Below are 19,530 nucleotides of genomic sequence, written 5' to 3' on the forward strand. Positions count from 1 at the left end.
GATGATCACGTCTGGTGCGGCGCCCGGCGAGACCGAGGCTGCCACGGTGCTGGGTCCGCTGCGCGACCGGCTCGACGATCTGGACCGCCGGCTGCTCGCGCTGATCGTCGAGCGGATGGACCTCTGCCTCGACATCGCCAGACTCAAGGCCGAGCACGGGATCCCGATGATGCAGCCCTCGCGCGTCGGGCTCGTCGTCGGCCGGGCCCGCGCCCACGCGGCCGCCCACGGTCTGCCCGAGGAGTACCTCGGCGACCTGTTCGAGCGGATCGTGGCCGAGACGTGCGCCCAGGAGGACGTGCTGATGGCCGAGCTGAACGGGGCCGAGGACCGGTGAAGGTCCTCGTCGTCGACAACTTCGACTCCTTCACCCTCAACATCGCCCAGTACCTGTACGAAGTGACCGGCGTGCAGCCGCTCGTGGTCCCGAACACCACCCCCTTCGACGCGCTGCCGCTCGACGAGTGCGGCGCCGTCGTCCTGTCGCCGGGCCCCGGACGGCCCTCGCGGGCAGCCGACTTCGGCGTCTGCCGCGAGATCATCGCGCGCTGCGCACTGCCGCTGCTCGGGGTCTGCCTGGGCCATCAGGGGATAGCCGAGTTCTTCGGCGGGCGCACGGTCCACGCGCCCGCCCCCGCGCACGGCGTCGTCGACACGGTCGCCCACCTGGGCACGGGCCTTTTCGCGGGGCTGCCGCAGGACCTGCCGGTGGTGCGCTACCACTCGCTGGTCAGCACCGATCTGCCGGACACGCTCGAGCGCACGGCGTGGACGCGGGACGGGCTGGTCATGGCCGTCACGCACCGTTCCCGGCCGGTGTGGGGCGTGCAGTTCCATCCCGAGTCCGTCGAGTCGGCCGGCGGCCACGGCCTCCTCGCCAACTTCGTCGCGCTGGCCGCCCGCCACCACGCCGGGGACGACGTGCGGTCCCCGGCCTCCCCCGCGCCCGGGCCGGCGGCCGCCGAGTCCGCGTCGGTGGCGGCGTTCCGCAGGGCGGGCGGCTCGCTGCGGATGCGGCTGCAAGCCGAGCCCTTCACCACGCCTGACACGCCCGCGGACTTCTTCCACCGGCACTGCGCCGGCCGCCCGCACGCGTTCTGGCTCGACTCCGAGGGCAGCGAGCACCCCGGCTCCCGGTACTCGCTGATGGGCGCCTGGGGCGAGCCGGGCGACGTCGCCCTCGGCTACGACCTGGCCGCACGCCGCCTCACCCTGCGCGGCCCCGGCCGCACCGAGGAGGTGACGGGCGACGTCTTCGCCCTGCTGGAGGACATCGTCGACGCCGTGGAGGTCACGGCGCCCGCGGACTGGCCGCTGCCCTTCCGCGGCGGTCTGGTGGGCTGGTTCGGTTACGAGCTGAAGGCGCTCACCACGGGCGAGGAGCGGCACACCTCGCTGGAGCCCGAGGCCTGGTTCCTGCACACCCGCGCGTTCACCGTCTTCGACCACGCGCGCGGCGTCGCCCTGGACTGCCGGCTCGTCCCCGAGGACGCCGGCCCGGGCCACGGGCCCGACGGCGGCACGAGCGCGGCCGCCCCCGACCGGCTCACCGCCCCGGAGGCTCCCACGGCGGCGACGAGCGGGGCGGGCCCGGGCGGGACCGCCGCCTACACACCGGGGCCGGTGTCCGAGCGGCTGCTGGACCTGCGCGACGACCGGGCGGCCTACCTCGCGAAGATCAAGGAGAGCCAGCGCCTCATCACCGACGGCGAGAGCTACGAGATCTGCCTGACCAACCGCGCCGAACTGTCCGGCGTGGGCGCGGGACTGCCCGCCTACACGCGGATGCGCACGGTCAGCGCGGTGCCGCGCGGCGCCTATCTGCGGGCCGGTGACGTCGAGGTGCTGTGCTCCTCGCCGGAGACGTTCCTGCGGGTCGACGAGAGCCGCGTGGTGGAGTCGCGGCCCATCAAGGGCACCCGCCCTCGCGGGGCGACGCCGCAGGAGGACGCGGCGCTGCGGGAGGACCTGCGGTCCTCGCGCAAGGACCGCGCCGAGAACCTGATGATCGTCGACCTGGTCCGGCACGACCTCAACTCGGTGTGCGTCCCGGGCAGCGTCCACGTCCCGCAGGCGTTCGCGATCGAGAGCTACTCCTCCGTCCACCAGCTGGTGTCGACCGTGCGCGGGCGGCTGCGGCGGACCGAGTCGGCGCTCTCGGCGGTGCGCGCCTGCTTCCCGGGCGGCTCGATGACCGGCGCCCCGAAGAAGCGGACCATGGAGATCATCGACGAGCTGGAGGGCGAGGCCCGCGGTGTCTACTCGGGCGCCCTGGGCTGGCTGTCCTTCTCGGGCGCGCTCGACCTGAACATCGTGATCCGCACCGCGGTGGTGCGCGGGGGCACGGCGCGCTTCGGCGTCGGCGGGGCGATCACCTCGCAGTCCGACCCCGACGAGGAGTACGAGGAGACCCTGGTGAAGGCGAGCGTGCCCTACTTCGGCCTGCGCGGCTGGCAGCGGCGGGGCGAGGCGTGAGCGCCCCGGCCCCGGAGGGGGCGACGGCACTGCGGCGGATCGTGCTGCTGGGCGCGGGGGGCACGGTCGGCCGCTGGTACCGCGCCCACCTCACGGACGCCGGGGACGCGGTGGCCACCGCCGACCTGGGCGCGGACGCGGACCACCCCGGTGACGTGCGCACACCCGGCGCGGGGCTGCGCTCGGCCGTCGCCGCGGCCGACGAGGTGGTCCTCGCCCTGCCCGAGGACGTGGCCGCCGCGTGTCTGCCGTGGCTGGCCGGGTGCACCGGTCCGGGAACGGTGGTGGTGTCCACCTGCTCGGTCCAGCTGCCGTTGTTCGCGGCCGCGGCGGAGCAGGGGCTGCGCGCCCCGCTGCGCGGGGTGAACCCGATGTTCTCGCCCACCCTGCCCTCGGCGGGACAGTCCGTCGTGGTGATCGCGCCCGGGGCCGGGCGGCCGGCCGGCTCGGGCGGGGACGACGCCGGTGACGGGGGCGACGCGGGCGAGCGGACGGACGCTCATGTCCGCCGGCTGTCGGCGCGGCTGGAGGCCGGGTCCATGACGGTCTCCGTGATGGACCCGGCCGGCCACGACGCGGCGATGTCCGTGCTCCAGGCCCTGCCGCACGCGGCGGTGCTGTCGTTCGTGGACGCGCTCCTGGCCGCGCCGGTGGACGTGCCCACCCTGATGCGGATCGCCCCGCCCCCGGCCCGCACCCTGGTGGCGCTGGCCTGCCGCATCCTGGCGGCGCCGCCCGAGATCTACTGGGACATCCAGCGGGCCAACGCCCTGGGCGGCGACCGTCGCAGGGAGCTGTCGTCCTCCCTGCTGCGGCTGGACGCCCTCGTCGAGGAGGACCGGGCCGACGACTTCCGCGCCGCGCTCGCCTCGGCGACGCGGGGCCTGGGGCCGTACGCCGCCGAGGGGGCCGAGGAGTGCCGTGAGCTGTTCGAACTGATCCAGCGGCGCAGGACGCGGCAGCGGGGAGCCGAGGCCGGTCCTGCCGAGGCCGCCGACTGAGACGGCCGGCCGGTCGTGCGGGCCTGACCAGCCCGGTGTCGTAGGCGAAGATCACGGCCTGGACGCGGTCACGGGCGGCGATCTTGGCGAGGATGCGGCTGACGTGGGTCCTGACGGTGGATTCGGCGAGGTTGAGCCGTTCGCCGATCTCGATGTTGCTCCAGCCGGAGGCGACGGCGGTGAGCACTTCGCGCTCGCGCTCGGTGAGCGCGGAGAGCATCCGCTCCTGCTCGGCGCTGCGGGCGGGCAGGCGGTCGGAGAAGGCGTCGATGAGCTTGCGGGTCAGGCCGGGTGCGATGACCGCGTCCCCGGCGGCCACCGCGTGGATGCCGGCGACCAGTTCGTCGGGCAGCGCGTCCTTGAGCAGGAAGCCGCTGGCCCCGGCGCGCAGGGCGGCATACGCGTGCTCGTCGAGGTCGAAGGTGGTCAGGACCAGGACATGGGAGCGGCCGCCGGCCCGGACGCTCTGTCTCCAGGCGTACGGCCCGGTCCTCCAGAGCGGCGATGTAGGCCCGCGCGACCCGGCCGGCCGGCCCCGGTCCGACCGCCGCCATGGTGCTGACGACCAGCACGGTCACCATGGCCGGGACCCGGGTGACATACGACGTCGGCAGGTCGTGGTGCGACCAGTGGTGTTCGGGGGCGTCCGCGCCGCACCGGACGCCGACGGCCGGTCGCCGATCCTGCGGTCAGGACCGGGCCGCCGGTGCCGCGGCGCGGGCGCGGTGTTCGCGGATCTCGTCGTGGTGGTCGGCGGCCCAGCCGATCAGGGAGGTCACGATCTCGTGGAGGCCGCGCCCCAACGGGGTGAGGGCGTACTCGACGCGCGGTGGGACCTCCGCGTACGCGGTGCGGGTGATCAGACCGTCCTCCCGGAGCTGGCGGAGCGTGAGGGTGAGCATCCGCTGGGAGATCCCGGGGACCTGGCGCTGGAGGTCGGTGTAGCGCAGCGGGCCGGCCTCGACCACCGCGATGAGCAGCAGGCTCCACTTGTCGCCGACGCGGTCGAGGACCTGCCGGATGAACTCCATGTGCTCGGCGGGGATGCGGGCACAGGGCCCCACCGCCGCCGCGCCGCCCGAACTGCCGTTGACCTCCATGACGCACATTCCTCTCCGGCACGAACACCGGTGTGCCTTTTGTGTCGACTTCCATACTGGCCCATCATGGCGCTACGAACAAAACGTAGGAGTCCAGCGCAGGGCATGGGAGGCGTGTCATGAAGGTCGAGGTCCGGGCCGAGGTCACCTGTCCCTGGTGCGGACTGGGCAGCCACCGTCCGGACGGGGCCGTGGAGCGGTTCGAGCACGGCGACGAGGTGGAGGTCGTCCACCCATCCCGCCCGCTCACCCCCGGCACCGGCGGCGGCGCACCGGTCTGCGGCCCCGACGGCTGCGCCGTACCGGCCCACAGCTGACCCCCACCGGTCACTCCCCGGCCCACCCTTGATCGTTTCGAAAGGCCGAATTCCCCATGTCCTACCTGCTCGTCCTCGGCGGCACCGGCCGCACCGGCATCCACGTCCTCAACGAGGCCGCACAGCGCGGCCACCGCGTCCGGGCCCTCGTGCGCGACCCCGACGCCGCCCGGGCCCCGGCCGGCGTCGAGCTGATCCGGGGCACGCCCGCCAGCATCGACGACGTCCGCAAGGCCGCCCGGGGCACCGAGGCGGTGATCAGCACGCTCAACAACTCCCGCGCCTCCGACAACCCGTGGGCCAAGCCCGTCAGTCCGCCCATGTTCATGACCGACGCCACCCGCAACACCCTGGCCGTGATGAAGGAGGAGGGCGTCGACCGGATCGTCCTGACCTCCACGATGGGCGCCGGAGACGACTGGGCCCGGATCAACCCGGTGTTCAAGGCCCTGATCAAGGTCTCCAACATCAAGGCCGGCTTCGAAGACCACCACGGCGTCGACAAGCTCCTTCGCGCCTCCGACGTCGACTGGACCCTCGCCCGGGCCGTCGCCCTCACCGACAAGCCGATGAGCGGCCCTCCGCACGCCGCCGAGGCCGGCACCGAGAAGCCGGGGACGCGGATCAACCGCGCCGATCTCGCCCGCTTCCTCCTCGACGCGCTGGAGCAGGACACCTGGATCCGCAAGGCTCCCCTCGTCTGGAACGCACGAGGATGACCCGCCCCACGCTCGTGACCCGGAGCGGCCACGCCGCACCTGCCGGCCGACCGCCGACGTGCCCCCGCTGAACGACGCGGTGCGGGCGGCGCCTGACGGCGCCGCCCATGGACGTGGAGCCCGGCGGCGCCTCGAGCTCAGGCGTGATCCCGTGGCGAGGGAGGCATCCACGAGGTCATCGACGTGATCCGAAGGAAACGGTCTAGCCGCGGAACGCCTCCGGGCGCTGCGGGCTCGCCTGCGCCAGGGCCTCGGTGACCGCCTCGACGCCCGCCCGGAGCCCGTAGACGGGGGTGTCGGGCTGCTGGCGCCAGGAGTCGTCGATGCCGCCCGCGTCGACGGTGTCGAAGCCGAGCTGGTCGATCAGGGCGCGCACGGTGGCCTTGGCGGTCGCGTCGTCGCCGGCGACGGGCAGCGCGATCCGCTCGGGGTCGCCGGCCGGTCGCGGCCGGTCGAGCAGGTCCTGGGCGTAGGTGCCGTTGAAGGCCTTGATCACGGGGTGGCCCAGCCGGCCTTCCACCCAGCGGCTCTCGGTGAGGCCGTCGTCCTCGATGGCCGCGATCCGGCCGTCGCGCTGCTGCGGGTAGTAGTTGTTGGTGTCGATGACGACCACGCCGTCGGCCGCGCCGTCCAGGAGGCCGAACGGCAGGTCCGGCACCGCCTTCAGCGGGACCGTGACCACCACGATCTCGGCGTCGCGTGCCGCCTCCCCGACGGTCACGGGGGTGGCCCCCGTCTCCTTGGCGAGGTCCGTGAGCGTCTGCGGGCCGCGGGAGTTCGCGACGGCGACGTCGTGGCCGAGGGCGGTGAGCCGACGGGTGAGGTTGCCGCCGATGTTGCCCGCGCCGATGATGCCGATCTTCATGACAGGCCCTGCCTTCCGATGCGATCCGAGGTCGATGAGCGATCCATATCAATGCACACGCATACGTCTGGACGGCGTCAACCGCGCCCTGCGCCCGACTATTCCGGCACGGCTCGGCCCGGCTCAGCCCGGCCCGGCCCGGGTCACTTGTCGAGGTGGGCCCAGAACTCGTCGAACGACAGGACCTTGTCGCCGTCGAGGTCACGGCTCTTGATGATGACCTCGGCCACCGACTCCGTGACGTTCCAGTCGCCGCCCTGGGCCAGGGCGGTCTTGAACTCGGCCGCGGTGATGTAGCCGTCCCCGTCCGTGTCGATCCGCTGGAACTGCTTGCGCGCTTCTTCGATGTCGGCCACCGATCCGCCCCTCTTGAGATGCCTTGCGGTCATACGTGCTGTCTTGCTGTCCTACTGACGCAGGTCAGATTAACGGCCCCCCGCGGTGCGCAGCGCGGCGACCACCCGGTGGACGAACGTACGGCGGACCGGCGGCGGGCCTGCGGCGGACCGGCGAGGCGGCGACGACCGGCCGGGACGCCGAGGGCGGGGACGGGAGCCGGGCGGGCGGGCCCTAGCGGAAGACGCCCGTGTGGCCGAGCGAGTAGCGGCCGGGCTGGGGGTAGACGGCCAGACCGTGCGGTCCGCTGCCGACCTTGATGCGGGCGAGCTGGCGTCCGGTGCCGGTGTCGATGGCGTACACCTCGGAGTTGTAGCGGCCCGACAGCCACAGGACCTTGCCGTCCGCCGAGACGCCGCCCATGTCGGGGCTGCCGCCCTGCGGGAGGCGCCACGTGTCGGTGACCTCGTTCGCGGCGAAGTCGAAGACCGAAATGGTGCCCTCGCCGCGGTTCGACACGTACATCCTGCGGGAGTCGCGGCTGACGTAGAGGCCGTGGCAGCCCTTGCCGGTGTGCAGGAACGCGGGCTTGCCGAAGGTGTCGCCGTCGACGATCCACATCCCGTCGGCCTTCATGTCGGCGACGTAGAAGCGCTTCCCGTCCGGCGAGACCTTGACGTCCTGCGGCATCGCGCCCGGGAACGGCAGCCTCTGCTGGGCGACGACCTTCATCTTCGCGGTGTCGACCTTGAGCAGCTCGCCGCTGAACTCGCAGGAGACGATGAAGTACCGCCCGTCGAGCGAGAAGTCGGCGTGGTTGACGCCGTAGCAGGTGACCGGTTCGGTCCTGACCCGCTTCATGGTGTGCGGGTCGCGGAAGACGAGCTCGCGGTCGAGGGAGGCCATGACGACGGCGTACTTGCCGTCGGGCGTGAAGTAGAGGTTGTACGGGTCGTGCACCTCGACCGACCGGCCGGTCTTGCCGGTCCTCGGGTCGATGGGGGTGAGCGTGTTCCCGCGGTCGTTGTTCACCCACAGGGTCTTCAGGTCCCAGGAGGGGACGACGTGCTGCGGCTGGCGCCCGACCCGCAGGGTGTCGATCACCTGGTACGTCCGCGGGTCGATGACGGAGACGGTGTCGGACTCGGTGTTGGGCACGTAGACCCGGGAGGGGAAGTCGCGGACCACCGGGGAGAGCCGGTTCGGGCGGTCCGCGGCGTAGACGTCCTTCGGGTCCAGCACGGGCGGCATGCCGGGCAGCCCGTCGACGGCCGGCTTCTGCGCGGCCTTCTTCGCCGGGGCCGGCACCGCGGCCCTGGTGGCGCCGTCGGGGCCGCCCCTGGCCCCGGCGCCGCAGGCGGCGAGGACGGCGAGCGCCGCACCGGCGAGCAGGGCGCGTTTGACGAGGTTGGGGTGCATCAGCCGATCAGCTCCGTGGCAGTGACCGCGCGCAGGCGGCGGCGGGCGAGTTCGTCCAGCAGGACCGGGAGGGCGGCGACCGTGTCCGGGTAGCCGAAGTGCAGGCTCACGACGGATCCGTTGCGGACCCCGTCGAGGACGTTGCGGGTGACGGCGGGGGCGCCGGGCGAGGTGAAGTCGAGGGAGTCGACGTCGTAGGACAGGACGTGCGGGTACCCGGCGCGCCGGGCCAGCCGTTCGACGAGGGGGGAGGCGCGGGCGGCGCGGGAGGGGCGGAACCAGGAGCCGGCGGACCCGGTGAGCCGGCGCAGCCGATCGGCGCACCCGGTGATCTCGGCCGTCGCCTCGGCCTCGGACATCGCGTTGACGTCGAGGTGGCGCTGCGTGTGGTTGCCGAGGTCGTGGCCGCCGTCCAGGATCCGGCGGGCGATGCCGGGGTGCTCGTCGAGCCAGGTCCCGACGGCCAGCACGGTGACCCGCGCGCCATGCCGTTCGGCCGTGTCGAGCAGGGCGCGCGCGACGGCCGGATCGCCCTGGCCGTGGAAGGTGAGGGCCACACGGGGACGGTCGCGGGGACCGTGCGCGATCTGCGCGGGCTGCCCGGGGAAGGCGCGCGCCGGCGGCGGGACGCGGGGCCGGGCCGCCTTGCCGGGGGCGGTCGGCACGGGCGCGGTCGGCGTGGGGGCGCCGCGGGCGGCGCCGGCGCCGGAGGAGGTCTCCGGGGGCGAGCACGCGGCCGCGAGCGCGCCGGCGGCGACGATCCCGGCGCCCGCCCGCAGCGCGGTACGACGGTCGGAGGTGGTCATCCACCCCATTTAAGGGGCGATATCCCACAATTCGGGCCATTGACGCAGCCTGCCGCCCGACGCCTTACCGGTTCCTTGCCTGCGGTGGGCTCCCTTACCGGTCGGCGACCCGCATCTCGAACCAGGTCGTCTTGCCCCGGGGCAGCAGGTCGACGCCCCAGCGGTCGGACAGCTTGTCGACGAGGAACAGGCCCCGGCCGCTGACGTCCGTCTCCTGAACCGGCATCAGGCAGGGCAGCCCCCGGGAGGGGTCGCGGACCTCGACGCGGATCCAGCCGCGCCGTCGCCGCATCCGGAGCCCGAACATGCGGGCACCGGTGTGCCGTACGGCGTTGCCGACGAGTTCGGAGACGAGCAGGACCGCGTCCTCGGTCATCCTGGGGGTCAGTCCCCACTGGCGCAGGACGACGACCTGGGCGAGCCGGCGGGCCGTGGCGGCGGACTCGGGGCGGGACGGCAGCAGGACCTCGCCCTCCGTGGGGTTCCCGAACAACTCCAGCGCCTTGAGCGCCCGTTCGTCCTCGACCGCAGGCGACCAGCGCGCCGCGGTCGCACGGCTGTGTCCCCGCGGCTGTCCGATGCCCTCCAGCCCCGCCATGCCCCCATCATGGCCGCCCGCCGAGCCCGTCGGGGCGGTTCCGCCGGAATACGCCCCCCGTGCGCGGGCCCTTCCCGGACGGCGTTCGGCATATGCCGCAGGCAGCACGGCCGCCGCGAGGTCCCCGCCCACCTGCGAGGACGGCCCGCCCGGGGGCGATCGACGCTCGCCCCCGGAAAGGCGGCCTTAAGGCCGTCTTAAGGTTCCGATAAACCGCCCCATCGGGGGACCCGGATGAGACGCCTCGTCAATTGCAAGCGGTTCCGGCGTCCCGGAAGGAGACGCTGATCACAGGAACTTGGCCTTGCCCGGCCCCTCCTCGACGAAGCTGCGCATGCCGGTCTCGCGGTCGGCGGTCGCGAACAGACCCGCGAACCAGTTGCGTTCGACCGTCAGCCCCGTCTCGATGTCGGTCTCCAGACCGGTGTCGATCGACTCCTTGGCGGCACGCAGCGCGATCGCCGGACCCCGCGCCAGCCTGGCGGCCCAGGCGTGCGCCTCGGTGTACACGTCGGCGGCCGGGACGACGCGGTCCACCAGGCCGAGGGCCAGCGCCTCGTCGGCCTTCACCATGCGGCCCGTGAAGATGAGGTCCTTGGCCTTCGAGGGGCCGATCAGCCGGGAGAGGCGCTGGGTGCCGCCGGCGCCGGGGATCAGCCCGAGCTGGATCTCCGGCTGGCCCAGCTTCGCGTTGTCCCCGGCGATCCGGAAGTCCGCGCACAGGGCGAGCTCGCAGCCGCCGCCCAGCGCGTACCCGGTGACGGCCGCCACGACGGGCTTGGGGATGCGGGCCACGGCTGTGAAGGAGTCCTGGAGGGCGCGGGCGCGCAACACCATCGCGGTGTGGTCCATCGCCTGCATCTCCTTGATGTCCGCGCCCGCCGCGAACACCTTCTCGCCGCCGTAGAGGACGACCGCGCGCACGTCGTCACGCCGGCCGGCCTCCTCGGCGAGCTCCTTGAGACGGTCCTGGGTGGCCACGTCCAGCGCGTTCATGGGCGGACGTTCGAGGCGCAGTGTGCCGACGCCGTCGGCGACTTCGAGATTCACGGTCATGCCAGCAGGTTAACCACCATTAACGACGACGGACCCGGTGCCGTGGGTCACAGCACCGGGTCCGTCGGTCGGGGCGTGCGCCCCGCGGCGTGCGCCGCCCTACTTCTTCCACTCCGCCCAGGGGATGTTCCAGCCGTTGAGGCCGTTGGCCGGGTCGACCGTCGGGTCGGTGGAGTTCTTCACGACCACCACGTCGCCGACGATCGAGTGGTTGAAGAACCACGCGGCCGCGACGGAGCTGTCGTAGCCGCCGCGCACGTCGCGCAGGCCGATGCACCCGTGGCTGGCGTTGTAGTTGCCGAAGGCGTCGCCGCCCCAGTAGTTGCCGTGCACGAAGGTGCCGGAGTTGGTCAGGCGCACGGCGTGCGGGACGTCCTTGATGTCGTACTCGCCGTCGTAGCCGACCGTGTCGCCGTTCATCCTGGTCACGGTGAACTTCTCGCTCATCACCATCTGGCCGTTCCAGGTGGCGTAGCCGGGCTTGCCGGTGGTGACCGGGATGGTCCGGACGACCTTGCCCTCCTGGGTGACCTTCATCGTGTGCTTCTTGGCGTCCACCACGGACACCTGGTTGCGGCCGACGGTGAAGGACACGGTCTTGGACTGCTTGCCGTAGACGCCCTTGCGGCCCTCGACGCCGTCCAGGTTCATCTCGACCGTCACCTTGGTGCCGGCCTTCCAGTACTTCTCCGGGCGGAAGTCGAGGCGGTCGTTGCCGAACCAGTGGCCCTCGACCTCGACGGCCGGCACGGTGGTGATCCTGATGGCCTTCTCGACGTCGTCCGGCTTGGTGATGCCGCGCGTGAAGTTCACCGAGAACGGCATGCCGACGCCGACCGTCGAGCCGTCCTCCGGCGTGAAGTTGCCGATGAAGGTGTTCTGCGGGCTCAGGGTCGTGAAGGACGAGTCCTCGGCGGCCGTGCGGCCCTCGGAGTCCTTGGCGACCGCGTGGACCTGGTAGGCGGTGGACGCGGCCAGGTGGGTGGCGGGCGTCCAGCCGGCGCCGTCGGCCGAGATCACGCCGTCGATCTTCTTGCCCTTGGTGTCCTTGACGGTCACCTCGGTGAGCTTGCCCTTGGCCGCGGTCACCTTCAGCGCGCCGCTGGTGTCGACGCCCTTGGCGCCGGTCTTCGGGGCGATGGTGACGACCGCCTCCGACTGCTTGCTCTGCGCGGCGGCCGTCGCGCCCTTGTCGCCGCCGGCCTTCCCGTCGGAGCCGGAGCCGGAGCCGTCGCCACCGCCGCCGCACGCCGTCACGGCGAGCAGCATCCCGCCGGCGATCAGCGCCAGCCGCCTGTCGCGGCCGCGTGAGCGCCCCCCAACCGACGCCCCCGGTATCGGTCGCACGTTCAAAGTCGTTCTCCCCACTCCCCCGGGCCCTCCCCGGGCCGCACAGCGACGCGTCCCCCGCGTTCGCCGCATATTAACCACATGGTCAGCGGCCTGGACGGGCCGAAAATGTCACCGTTCAGTCCCAACTTGGACCATGGGACGGCGGGGAAGGTTGCCCCCGGAGGGCGGGGACTTCTCGCGGGTCACTCCGCGGGCGCGGCCGTCCACTCCTTCCAGGTCATGTTCCAGCCGCCCAGACCGTTGTCGGGGGCCACCTGCTTGTCCTTGCTGTGCACGACCTCGATGACGTCCCCGACGAGGCTGCGGTCGAAGAACCATCCCGCGGGCGTGTCCGAGGCGCCGCCCCTGACGTCCCTCAGGCCGACGCAGCCGTGACTGACGTTGGCGCGGCCGAAGACGTCGTCCGCCCAGTAGTTGCCGTGCAGGAAGGTGCCGGAACTGGTCAGGCGCATGGCGTGCGGCACGTCCGGGATGTCGTACTCGCCCTTGCCGTCGGCCTTCCTGAAGCCGACCGTGGCGCCGTTCATGCGGGTCAGCTCGAGCATCTCGCTCACCACCATCTTGCCGTTGTAGGTGGTGTTCTTCGGGGACCCGGCCGTGATCGGCACGGTGGCGAGCAGGTCCCCGTCGCGCCGCACCTGCATCGTGTGCCGCGCCGCGTCGACCAGCGAGACCTGGCTGCGGCCCACGGTGAACGAGAACGTCTTGTGCTGAAGCCCGTAGACCCCGGGCGCCGCCTCGACGTCGCGCAGCCCCAGCGCCACGGTGACCCGGGTGCCGGGCTTCCAGTACTCCTCGGGACGGAAGTCGAGGCGGGAGCGGCCGAACCAGTGGGGCCGGACCTCCACCGCCGGCTGCGCCGTGACCCGGACGGCGCGCTCGACGGCCGCCCGGTCCTCGATCTCCCGGTTGAACTCCAGCGAGACGATCATCCCGGTGCCGACCGTCGAGCGGTCCTCGGGCGTGACGTAGCCGATGAAGCGCTTCTCGGGGACGAACGTGGTGAACGTGGTGTGGCGCGCCGAACGGTCGCCGTCGCCGTCCAGGGCCACCACGTCCACCGTGTAGCGGGCGGCGAGACCGAGCCGGTCGTCGTCCGGCCGCCAGCTCGTCCCGTCCGCGGCGATCCGGCCCCTCACCTCCGTCTGCTCGGCGTCCTGCGATCTGACGACCTTCACCGACTCCAGCCGTCCGTCGGGCACCCGCACCCGCAGACGCTCCCCGGGGCGCACGCCCCTGGCCCCGTCCTGCGGGGCCACGCGGATGACGTCCTCGGGGGCCCGCGGTTTGCCGAGCATCCGGTCGAGTCCGCTGCGGCTGTCGCCGCCGGTGCAGCCGGCGGCCCCGGCCAGTAGTCCTGCCCATGTCAGTACGGCGGCCAGTGCGACCCCCGCGCGCCGTGCGCGCCCATGTACGTGCCTCACGGCGTGCCCAACGACCGGGCACGCCTCGGGGAAACGTGAGTGCGAGGGCCGCTCTGGGCAGGAATGGGGGGAGGACGACACGACGGGGAGCCGCGGCCGGGACACCGCGCGCTCCTCACCCACGTCGTCCCACGAGCCGCGGGAGGCTGAACGGTGTCCAGCGCAGCCGAGCAGGAGGCGGTGGCGGCCCAGCGCGCCACGCCGGCCACCGTCGTGAACGGTGCGCCGCGCAAGGTGCCGGGCCCACCCGTGTGGCCGGGTGCGCCGACGCCCCTGGGCGCCCGGTTCAGGGTCGGCCCCGACGGGGTCGCGGGCACCAACTTCGCCCTGTGGGCGGGCGGGGCGGAGGCGGTCGACCTGTGTCTGTTCGACGAGGCCGGGCGCGAGACCCGAGCCCGGCTCGGCGAGCTCACCCACGAGATCTGGCACGGTTTCCTGCCCGGGATCATGCCGGGCCAGCGGTACGGCTACCGGGTGCACGGCCGCTGGGACCCGTGGACCGGCGGCCGCTGGAACCCGGCCAAGCTGCTGCTCGACCCGTACGCCCGCGCGGTCGACGGCGAGTTCACGCTGCCCCCGGAGGTCTACGGGCACGTCCGCGACTGGCCCCAGCAGCAGGTCGCCGACACCGTGCGCGACGAGCGGGACTCGGCGCCGCACGTCCCCAAGGGCGTCGTCGTCCACGACGACGACGACTGGGCCGACGACCGCCGCCCGAAGACCCCGTGGGCGGACTCGGTGATCTACGAGCTGCACGTGCGCGGCTTCACCCGACGGCACCCGGGGATCCCCGAGGAGCTGCGCGGCACCTACGCCGGGCTCGCCCACCCGGCGGCCGTCGACCACCTGGTGCGGCTCGGCGTGACGGCGGTGGAGCTGCTGCCCGTCCACCAGTTCGCGCACGAGGACCACCTGCTGCGCCGCGGCCTGAAGAACTACTGGGGCTACAACTCGATCGGCTACTTCGCCCCGCACGCCGCCTACTCGGCGTCCGGGACGACGGGGCAGCAGGTCGGCGAGTTCAAGCGGATGGTGCGCGCGCTGCACGCCGCCGGGATCGAGGTGATCCTCGACGTCGTCTACAACCACACGGCCGAGGCCGGCGAGCTCGGCCCGACCCTGTCCCTCAAGGGCGTCGACAACCGCGGCTACTACCGGCTCCAGCCCGACGCCCGGCGCTACGCCGACTACACCGGCTGCGGGAACACGCTGCACGTGGTCCAGCCGCACGTGCTGCGTCTGATCACCGACTCGCTGCGCTACTGGGTGACCGAGATGGGCGTCGACGGCTTCCGCTTCGACCTCGCGGCGGCGCTGGCCCGCTCCATGCACGACGTCGACATGCTGTCGCCGTTCCTGGCGGTGATCGCCCAGGACCCGGTGCTGCGCCGGGTGAAGCTCATCGCGGAACCGTGGGACGTGGGCTCGGGCGGCTACCAGGTGGGCGCGTTCCCCCCACTGTGGACGGAGTGGAACGACCGCTACCGCGACACCGTGCGCGACTTCTGGCGGCACGCGCTGCCCGACGTGCGGGAGATGGGCTACCGGCTGTCGGGGTCGAGCGACCTGTACGCCTGGGGCGGCAGGCGGCCGTACGCCTCGGTCAACTTCGTGACCGCGCACGACGGCTTCACCCTGCGCGACCTGGTGTCCTACGAACACAAGCACAACGAGGCCAACGGCGAGGGCAACCGGGACGGCACGGACGACAACCGCGCCTGGAACGGCGGCGCCGAGGGCGAGACGGACGACGAGCGCGTACGGGCCCTGCGGCGGCGGCAGTTGCGCAACCTGCTCACGACGCTGCTGCTGTCCACGGGCGTGCCGATGCTGGTCGCGGGCGACGAGCTGGGGCGCACCCAGCGGGGCAACAACAACGCCTACTGCCAGGACAACGAGATCAGCTGGCTCGACTGGGGGCTGCTGGAGGATCCGGGCTGGCGGGCGTTGTGCGACCTCACCTCACGGCTGATCGCGCTGCGTCACCGCCACCCGGTGCTGCGCCGCCGCGCCTTCTTCTCCGGCCGGGCGCACTCCGCGGACGGGCTGCGCGACCTCGCGTGGTTCACCCGGCGGGGCGCGGAGATGACGGAGGGGGACTGGTACGCGCCCGCCGCGACCCTGGGGATGTACCTGTCGGGGCGGGACATCCCCGGCCGGGACGAGAGGGGCGTCCCGATCGCCGACGACAGCTTCCTCGCCGTCCTGCACGCCGGGGACCGGCCGGTGGACTTCGTCCTGCCGGGACCGCCGTGGGCCGAGCGCTACGAGGTGGTCGTCGACACCTCGCGCGAGGAACAGGGCGAGGCGCCGGGGGTGGCGCTGCCGGCGGGGACGGCGGTGACGGTGCCGGGGCGGGCGGTGCTGCTGCTGCGGGTGGTGGGCTGAGGCGCACGGGCGGCGGGCCGGGGCGACGGGCGCGCCCGGGCGCTCCCGCTCACTCCGAGGACCGCCCCAGGATCCCCCGCTCGTAGGCCGCCGCGACGGCCGCCGCGCGGTCGTTCACGCCCAGCTTGGCGTACAGATGCGTGAGATGGGTCTTCACGGTCGCCTCGCTGATGAAGAGCTCGCGGGCGATCTCGCGGTTGGAGGTGCCCCGGGCCACCAGGGCGAGGACCTCGCGCTCGCGCGCGGAGAGAGGCTCGGCGGCCGGCGTCCGGGGCGCGCGCACCGCGGTGACCAGGCGGGTGGCCACGGCGGGGGACAGCACGGTACGGCCCTGCGCCGCCGCGCGGACCGCCGTGAACAGCTCGTCGCGCGGGGCGTCCTTGAGGAGATAGCCCGTCGCGCCCGCCTCGATCGCCGGGAGCGTGTCGGAGTCGGTGTCGTACGTGGTCAGGACGAGGATCTTCGCGCGTGCCCGACGGCGGGTCAGCTCTCGGATGGCGTCCACCCCCGTGCCGCCCGGCATCCTCAGGTCCATCAGGATCACGTCCGGGTCGGCCGTCGCGGCGGCCGTCAGCGCCTCGACGCCGTTGGCAGCCTCGCCCACGACCCGGAAACCGGGGGCCGACTCGAACATGCCGCGCAGGCCGTCCCGCACGACGGGATGGTCGTCCACGATCAGCAGCGTGATCAGGGGTTCGTCACTCATGGCGGATCAACGGTACGCGAGCCGACAGCGCCGTGCCCTGGCCCGGGGCGGATTCCACGGTCAGGGCGCCCGCGACGCGTTCGGCGCGCGCCCGCATGCCGTCGAGGCCGAAGCCACCGCCGCGGGTGCGCGGGCGCACCGCCCGCGGGTCGAAGCCCCGGCCGTCGTCGCGGATGTCGAGGATGACCTCGTCCCCCAGGAAGGAGAGGGTGACGCCGACGCGGGAGGCACGGGCGTGCCGGGCCGCGTTCGACAGGGCCTCCTGGGCGAGGCGCAGCAGCGTCGCGGCCACTTCGTCGTGGAGCTGCTCCGCGGTGCCGGTCACCGTGAACCCGGCCCGCACGCCGGTGCGTTCGCCCCACTCGGCGACCGTCTTCTCCAGCGCCTCGGGCAGTCCGTCGTGCTCCAGGGCCACCGGGGCCAGGTTGTGCACGGAGCGGCGGGCCTCGCCCAGGCTGTGCCGGGCGAGACCGGCGGCGCGTTCGAGGTGGGCGCGGGCCGCGTCGAGGTCGGGGGCGTTGGCGACGACCTGGAGCTGGGCGATGATGCCCGTCAGCCCCTGGGCGATGGTGTCGTGGATCTCGGCGGCGAGCCGGCGGCGTTCGTCGGCGACCCCGGCCTCCCGCGCCTGGAGCAGGAGTTGGGCGTGCAGGGCGGCGTTCTCGTCGAGGGCCTGCTGCAACGCCGTGTTGGTGCGCTCGAGTTCGGCGATGGTCGCGGTGCGCTCGCGGGTGCGCTGCGCCTCCTGGCCGATGATGTGGGCGATCACCAGTTGGAGGCCGGAGTTGGCGGCCAGGAGCGCGGAGAAGAGGATCCACTGGACCGGGCCGTGCAACGGCAGCCCGCCGGCCTGCGCGCCGGCCACGGTGACCGCGCTCGCCAGCAGCCCGAGCCGCTGGAACCTGCCGGGGAGCAGCTCGTCGGCGTCCATGTAGCCGGTGGCGGCGTAGAACGCGAAGAACGGGTCGATCCACGTGAGGGCGAAGGCGAGCGCCCAGCGGACGACGTAGTAGACCGTCCCCGTGCGCGAGGGGGTCCGGCCGCGGTCGGGCAGCCGGGACCTGACGCCCTGCCACGCCGCCTGGAGGGCGACGCCGGCGCCGACCAGGTCCCAGGCGGCGTACCACTGGATGGAGCGGTCGATCCCGGGGGCGGAGGCGACCGCGAGGACGACGCCGGCGCCGAGCAGCCCGTAGGGCCCCCAGGTGTGCAGTTGTTCCCAGCGCCGTTCGATCTGCCGGTCCGCCGCGGTCATCTCACCAGTCTGCACGGCGCCGCGCCTATTCCCAGCGGAACCAGCGCGAGGCGGCGCCCGTCAGCAGCAGGATCCACAGCGCGAGCACGCCCAGGTGGCTCCAGCCGGGCCAGTGGCCGGCGGCCGCCTCGTCCAGGGCCTGCGCGGCCGCCCCGAAGGGGGTCCAGCCCACGACGCGGGCGAGGAGGTGCGGCATGGTCTGCACCGGGGCCCACACCCCGGCGCAGAACATCGACGGGAAGAACACCGCGGAGCCGATCGCGCCCGCGATCTTCGTCGTACGGGACAGCGCCGAGACCACCGACCCGAGCGCGAGCGCGACCAGGACGGCCCCCAGCAGGGCGAGGGCGTACCCGGCGGGCTGCTCGGGCAGGCGCACGTCGAAGCCGAGCCGGCCGACCGCGAGGACCAGCAGCGCCGACGCCAGGGACGCCCCGCCGTACACCAGCATCTGCGCGGACAGCAGGGCGCGGGGCCGGACCGGGGTGAGGGCCATCCGGCGCAGGATGCCGCGCTCGCGGTACCCGGTCAGGGTCTGCGGCATCGACTGGAGGCCGCCGACGATCAGCCCGAGCAGCACGGCCACCGGGACGTAGACGTCGACGGTGCGCAGCCCGCCGAGGTCGTCGCTGGGCTGCCGGAAGGACGGGACGGAGCCGAGGATCACCAGCAGCAGGCTCGGGAACAGCAGGATCCAGAAGAGGGCGCCGGGCTCGCGCCGGAACAGGCCGGCCTCGGTCCGCAGGACGGCGGTGCTCATGACGCGGTCTCCTTCGTGAGGTCGAGGAACGCCTCGTCGAGCGTGGCGTCCACGACGCGCAGCTGGTGGGCGGTGACGCGGTGGCGGGCGAGGAGCGTGATGACGGCGTTGACGGTGGCGTCGGTGCCCGCCAGGGTGACGCGGCCCTCCTTGTGCTCGACCGAGGCCAGCTCGGGCAGGGCGTCCAGGTCGCGGTCGTCCAGCGGGGCGGAGGGGGTGAAGCTGATGACCGTGGCGCCCGCCGAGCGCCGGATCAGGCCCGCGGGGGTGTCGAGGGCGGCCACCCGGCCCCGGTCGAGCACCGCGACGCGGTCGCAGAGCCGCTGGGCCTCCTCCATGAAGTGGGTGACGAGCAGGACGGTGACCCCGCCGGCCCGCACGTCCTCGATGAGCTCCCAGGTGTCGCGGCGGGCCCGCGGGTCGAGGCCGGTGGTCAGCTCGTCCAGGACGACGATCCGCGGGTCGCCGATCAGCGCGAGCGCGATGAACAGGCGCTGCTTCTGGCCTCCGGACAACCGCGCGAACCGGGTGGTGAGCTTCGCGGCCAGACCGAGGCGTTCGGCGAGCGGGGCCCAGTCGAGCGGCCGGGGGTGGAAGGAGGCGTACAGCTCCAGCGCCTCGCGGACGGTGAGCTTCGGCTGGAGTTCGCTCTGCTGGAGCTGGGCGCCGAGCACCCGGGCGACCTTCTCGTGGTCGGCGACCGGGTCCAGCCCGGCGACCCGCACCCGGCCCGCGTCGGGCGCCCGCAGACCCTCGACGCACTCGACGGTGGTGGTCTTGCCGGCGCCGTTCGGGCCGAGGATCCCGAAGATCTCGCCCTCCTCCACGGCGAGGGTGACGCCGTCGACGACCGCTCGGCCGTCGTACGTCTTGCGCAGGTCGGTGACTTCGATGACGGACATGGCTCCAGCGTCGCGGCCGGGGCGGCGCGCGCGCATCGGCCGGCTCGCTC

The 19,530-nt window shown here is 73.3% G+C and carries 19 protein-coding genes and 1 pseudogene; 6 read left to right on the plus strand and 14 right to left on the minus strand.

What is annotated here, in order from left to right; translation table 11 throughout:
• Window position 1 precedes the first annotated feature (1 nt).
• The 3 genes from KMS84_RS11440 to KMS84_RS41230 are packed head-to-tail and all read left to right on the plus strand — an operon-like array spanning window position 2 to window position 3,476.
• The gene (locus KMS84_RS11440) at window positions 2–337 is read left to right on the plus strand and encodes a chorismate mutase (RefSeq protein ID WP_256916038.1); all 336 of its coding nucleotides are present in this window, start codon (window positions 2–4) and stop codon (window positions 335–337) included.
• On the plus strand, window positions 334–2,475 hold the full coding sequence (gene pabB / locus KMS84_RS11445; RefSeq protein WP_256916039.1) for an aminodeoxychorismate synthase component I: 2,142 nt from the start codon (window positions 334–336) through the stop codon (window positions 2,473–2,475). Before KMS84_RS11440 ends, pabB begins: the two co-directional genes overlap by 4 nt.
• On the plus strand, window positions 2,472–3,476 hold the full coding sequence (locus KMS84_RS41230) for a prephenate dehydrogenase dimerization domain-containing protein (RefSeq protein ID WP_256916040.1): 1,005 nt from the start codon (window positions 2,472–2,474) through the stop codon (window positions 3,474–3,476). The genes pabB and KMS84_RS41230 overlap by 4 nt, the downstream gene beginning before the upstream one ends.
• Before the next feature lie 16 nt (window positions 3,477–3,492).
• On the opposite strand, the pseudogene KMS84_RS11455 reads toward KMS84_RS41230, so the two are convergent.
• Together KMS84_RS11455 and KMS84_RS11460 are read right to left on the minus strand one after the other, a co-directional pair.
• Window positions 3,493–3,939, minus strand: a pseudogene (locus KMS84_RS11455) (LuxR C-terminal-related transcriptional regulator); the annotation flags it as partial.
• Window positions 3,940–4,165: 226 nt separating this feature from the next.
• Window positions 4,166–4,576 carry a winged helix-turn-helix transcriptional regulator gene (locus KMS84_RS11460; RefSeq protein WP_256916041.1) on the minus strand — a complete coding sequence of 137 codons (411 nt, stop codon included), beginning with the start codon at window positions 4,574–4,576 and terminating at the stop codon, window positions 4,166–4,168.
• A 119-nt stretch (window positions 4,577–4,695) separates the two neighbouring features.
• Here KMS84_RS11460 and KMS84_RS11465 point away from each other — a divergent pair, with 119 nt between their 5' ends.
• Both KMS84_RS11465 and KMS84_RS11470 read left to right on the plus strand, forming a co-directional pair.
• Complete coding sequence (locus tag KMS84_RS11465; RefSeq protein WP_256916042.1) at window positions 4,696–4,893, plus strand: thioredoxin domain-containing protein; 198 nt, start codon at window positions 4,696–4,698, stop codon at window positions 4,891–4,893.
• A gap of 56 nt (window positions 4,894–4,949) precedes the next feature.
• Entirely contained in the window at window positions 4,950–5,612 is a 663-nt protein-coding gene (locus KMS84_RS11470) for an NAD(P)-dependent oxidoreductase (RefSeq protein ID WP_256916043.1), read from the plus strand.
• A gap of 202 nt (window positions 5,613–5,814) precedes the next feature.
• Here the strand turns inward: KMS84_RS11470 and KMS84_RS11475 are convergent, their stop codons facing one another.
• The 8 genes from KMS84_RS11475 to KMS84_RS11510 all read right to left on the minus strand — a co-directional run bounded on the left by KMS84_RS11475 (window position 5,815) and on the right by KMS84_RS11510 (window position 13,469).
• Window positions 5,815–6,477 (minus strand): NADPH-dependent F420 reductase, encoded by a 663-nt coding sequence (locus KMS84_RS11475; RefSeq protein WP_256916044.1) that lies wholly within the window; start codon window positions 6,475–6,477, stop codon window positions 5,815–5,817.
• Window positions 6,478–6,620: 143 nt separating this feature from the next.
• Window positions 6,621–6,833, minus strand: a complete 213-nt coding sequence (locus KMS84_RS11480; RefSeq protein WP_256916045.1) for an EF-hand domain-containing protein — start codon at window positions 6,831–6,833, stop codon at window positions 6,621–6,623.
• Window positions 6,834–7,047: 214 nt separating this feature from the next.
• A complete protein-coding gene (locus tag KMS84_RS11485; RefSeq protein WP_256916046.1) occupies window positions 7,048–8,232 on the minus strand; it encodes a YncE family protein in 1,185 nt (394 codons plus the stop codon).
• A complete protein-coding gene (locus tag KMS84_RS11490; RefSeq protein WP_256916047.1) occupies window positions 8,232–9,038 on the minus strand; it encodes a polysaccharide deacetylase family protein in 807 nt (268 codons plus the stop codon). Before KMS84_RS11490 ends, KMS84_RS11485 begins: the two co-directional genes overlap by 1 nt.
• 94 nt (window positions 9,039–9,132) lie before the next feature.
• A complete protein-coding gene (locus tag KMS84_RS11495; RefSeq protein ID WP_256916048.1) occupies window positions 9,133–9,636 on the minus strand; it encodes an ATP-binding protein in 504 nt (167 codons plus the stop codon).
• 288 nt (window positions 9,637–9,924) lie between these two features.
• Window positions 9,925–10,692 (minus strand): enoyl-CoA hydratase/isomerase family protein, encoded by a 768-nt coding sequence (locus tag KMS84_RS11500; protein ID WP_256916049.1) that lies wholly within the window; start codon window positions 10,690–10,692, stop codon window positions 9,925–9,927.
• Window positions 10,693–10,791: 99 nt separating this feature from the next.
• On the minus strand, window positions 10,792–12,045 hold the full coding sequence (locus tag KMS84_RS11505; protein WP_256916050.1) for a L,D-transpeptidase: 1,254 nt from the start codon (window positions 12,043–12,045) through the stop codon (window positions 10,792–10,794).
• Between the two features lie 182 nt (window positions 12,046–12,227).
• Window positions 12,228–13,469, minus strand: a complete 1,242-nt coding sequence (locus KMS84_RS11510; protein WP_256916051.1) for a L,D-transpeptidase — start codon at window positions 13,467–13,469, stop codon at window positions 12,228–12,230.
• 153 nt (window positions 13,470–13,622) lie between these two features.
• Here KMS84_RS11510 and glgX point away from each other — a divergent pair, with 153 nt between their 5' ends.
• Window positions 13,623–15,857 (plus strand): glycogen debranching protein GlgX, encoded by a 2,235-nt coding sequence (gene glgX / locus KMS84_RS11515; RefSeq protein ID WP_256916052.1) that lies wholly within the window; start codon window positions 13,623–13,625, stop codon window positions 15,855–15,857.
• Window positions 15,858–15,906: 49 nt separating this feature from the next.
• Here glgX and KMS84_RS11520 read toward each other — a convergent pair whose 3' ends face one another.
• The 4 genes from KMS84_RS11520 to KMS84_RS11535 are packed head-to-tail and all read right to left on the minus strand — an operon-like array spanning window position 15,907 to window position 19,480.
• Entirely contained in the window at window positions 15,907–16,563 is a 657-nt protein-coding gene (locus KMS84_RS11520; RefSeq protein WP_285893405.1) for a response regulator, read from the minus strand.
• A complete protein-coding gene (locus tag KMS84_RS11525) occupies window positions 16,556–17,818 on the minus strand; it encodes a sensor histidine kinase (RefSeq protein ID WP_256916053.1) in 1,263 nt (420 codons plus the stop codon). Before KMS84_RS11525 ends, KMS84_RS11520 begins: the two co-directional genes overlap by 8 nt.
• Before the next feature lie 25 nt (window positions 17,819–17,843).
• Window positions 17,844–18,578 carry an ABC transporter permease gene (locus KMS84_RS11530; RefSeq protein WP_256916054.1) on the minus strand — a complete coding sequence of 245 codons (735 nt, stop codon included), beginning with the start codon at window positions 18,576–18,578 and terminating at the stop codon, window positions 17,844–17,846.
• Window positions 18,575–19,480, minus strand: a complete 906-nt coding sequence (locus KMS84_RS11535) for an ABC transporter ATP-binding protein (protein ID WP_256916055.1) — start codon at window positions 19,478–19,480, stop codon at window positions 18,575–18,577. Before KMS84_RS11535 ends, KMS84_RS11530 begins: the two co-directional genes overlap by 4 nt.
• Window positions 19,481–19,530 lie beyond the last annotated feature (50 nt).

This window comes from Streptomyces hilarionis (assembly GCF_024539675.1).
Lineage (GTDB): Bacteria > Actinomycetota > Actinomycetes > Streptomycetales > Streptomycetaceae > Streptomyces > Streptomyces hilarionis.

What these genes read in the sequence shown, in the direction of transcription:
- KMS84_RS11495 (WP_256916048.1), bottom strand. Translation starts at nt 9,636, where the DNA reads ATGGCGGGGCTGGAGGGCATCGGACAGCCGCGGGGACACAGCCGTGCG.
- KMS84_RS11525 (WP_256916053.1), bottom strand. Translation starts at nt 17,818, where the DNA reads ATGACCGCGGCGGACCGGCAGATCGAACGGCGCTGGGAACAACTGCAC.
- KMS84_RS11470 (WP_256916043.1), top strand. Translation starts at nt 4,950, where the DNA reads ATGTCCTACCTGCTCGTCCTCGGCGGCACCGGCCGCACCGGCATCCAC.
- KMS84_RS11535 (WP_256916055.1), bottom strand. Translation starts at nt 19,480, where the DNA reads ATGTCCGTCATCGAAGTCACCGACCTGCGCAAGACGTACGACGGCCGA.
- KMS84_RS11440 (WP_256916038.1), top strand. Translation starts at nt 2, where the DNA reads ATGATCACGTCTGGTGCGGCGCCCGGCGAGACCGAGGCTGCCACGGTG.
- KMS84_RS11520 (WP_285893405.1), bottom strand. Translation starts at nt 16,563, where the DNA reads ATGAGTGACGAACCCCTGATCACGCTGCTGATCGTGGACGACCATCCC.
- KMS84_RS11485 (WP_256916046.1), bottom strand. Translation starts at nt 8,232, where the DNA reads ATGCACCCCAACCTCGTCAAACGCGCCCTGCTCGCCGGTGCGGCGCTC.
- KMS84_RS11530 (WP_256916054.1), bottom strand. Translation starts at nt 18,578, where the DNA reads ATGAGCACCGCCGTCCTGCGGACCGAGGCCGGCCTGTTCCGGCGCGAG.
- KMS84_RS11460 (WP_256916041.1), bottom strand. Translation starts at nt 4,576, where the DNA reads ATGGAGGTCAACGGCAGTTCGGGCGGCGCGGCGGCGGTGGGGCCCTGT.
- KMS84_RS11465 (WP_256916042.1), top strand. Translation starts at nt 4,696, where the DNA reads ATGAAGGTCGAGGTCCGGGCCGAGGTCACCTGTCCCTGGTGCGGACTG.
- KMS84_RS11490 (WP_256916047.1), bottom strand. Translation starts at nt 9,038, where the DNA reads ATGACCACCTCCGACCGTCGTACCGCGCTGCGGGCGGGCGCCGGGATC.
- KMS84_RS11475 (WP_256916044.1), bottom strand. Translation starts at nt 6,477, where the DNA reads ATGAAGATCGGCATCATCGGCGCGGGCAACATCGGCGGCAACCTCACC.
- KMS84_RS11500 (WP_256916049.1), bottom strand. Translation starts at nt 10,692, where the DNA reads ATGACCGTGAATCTCGAAGTCGCCGACGGCGTCGGCACACTGCGCCTC.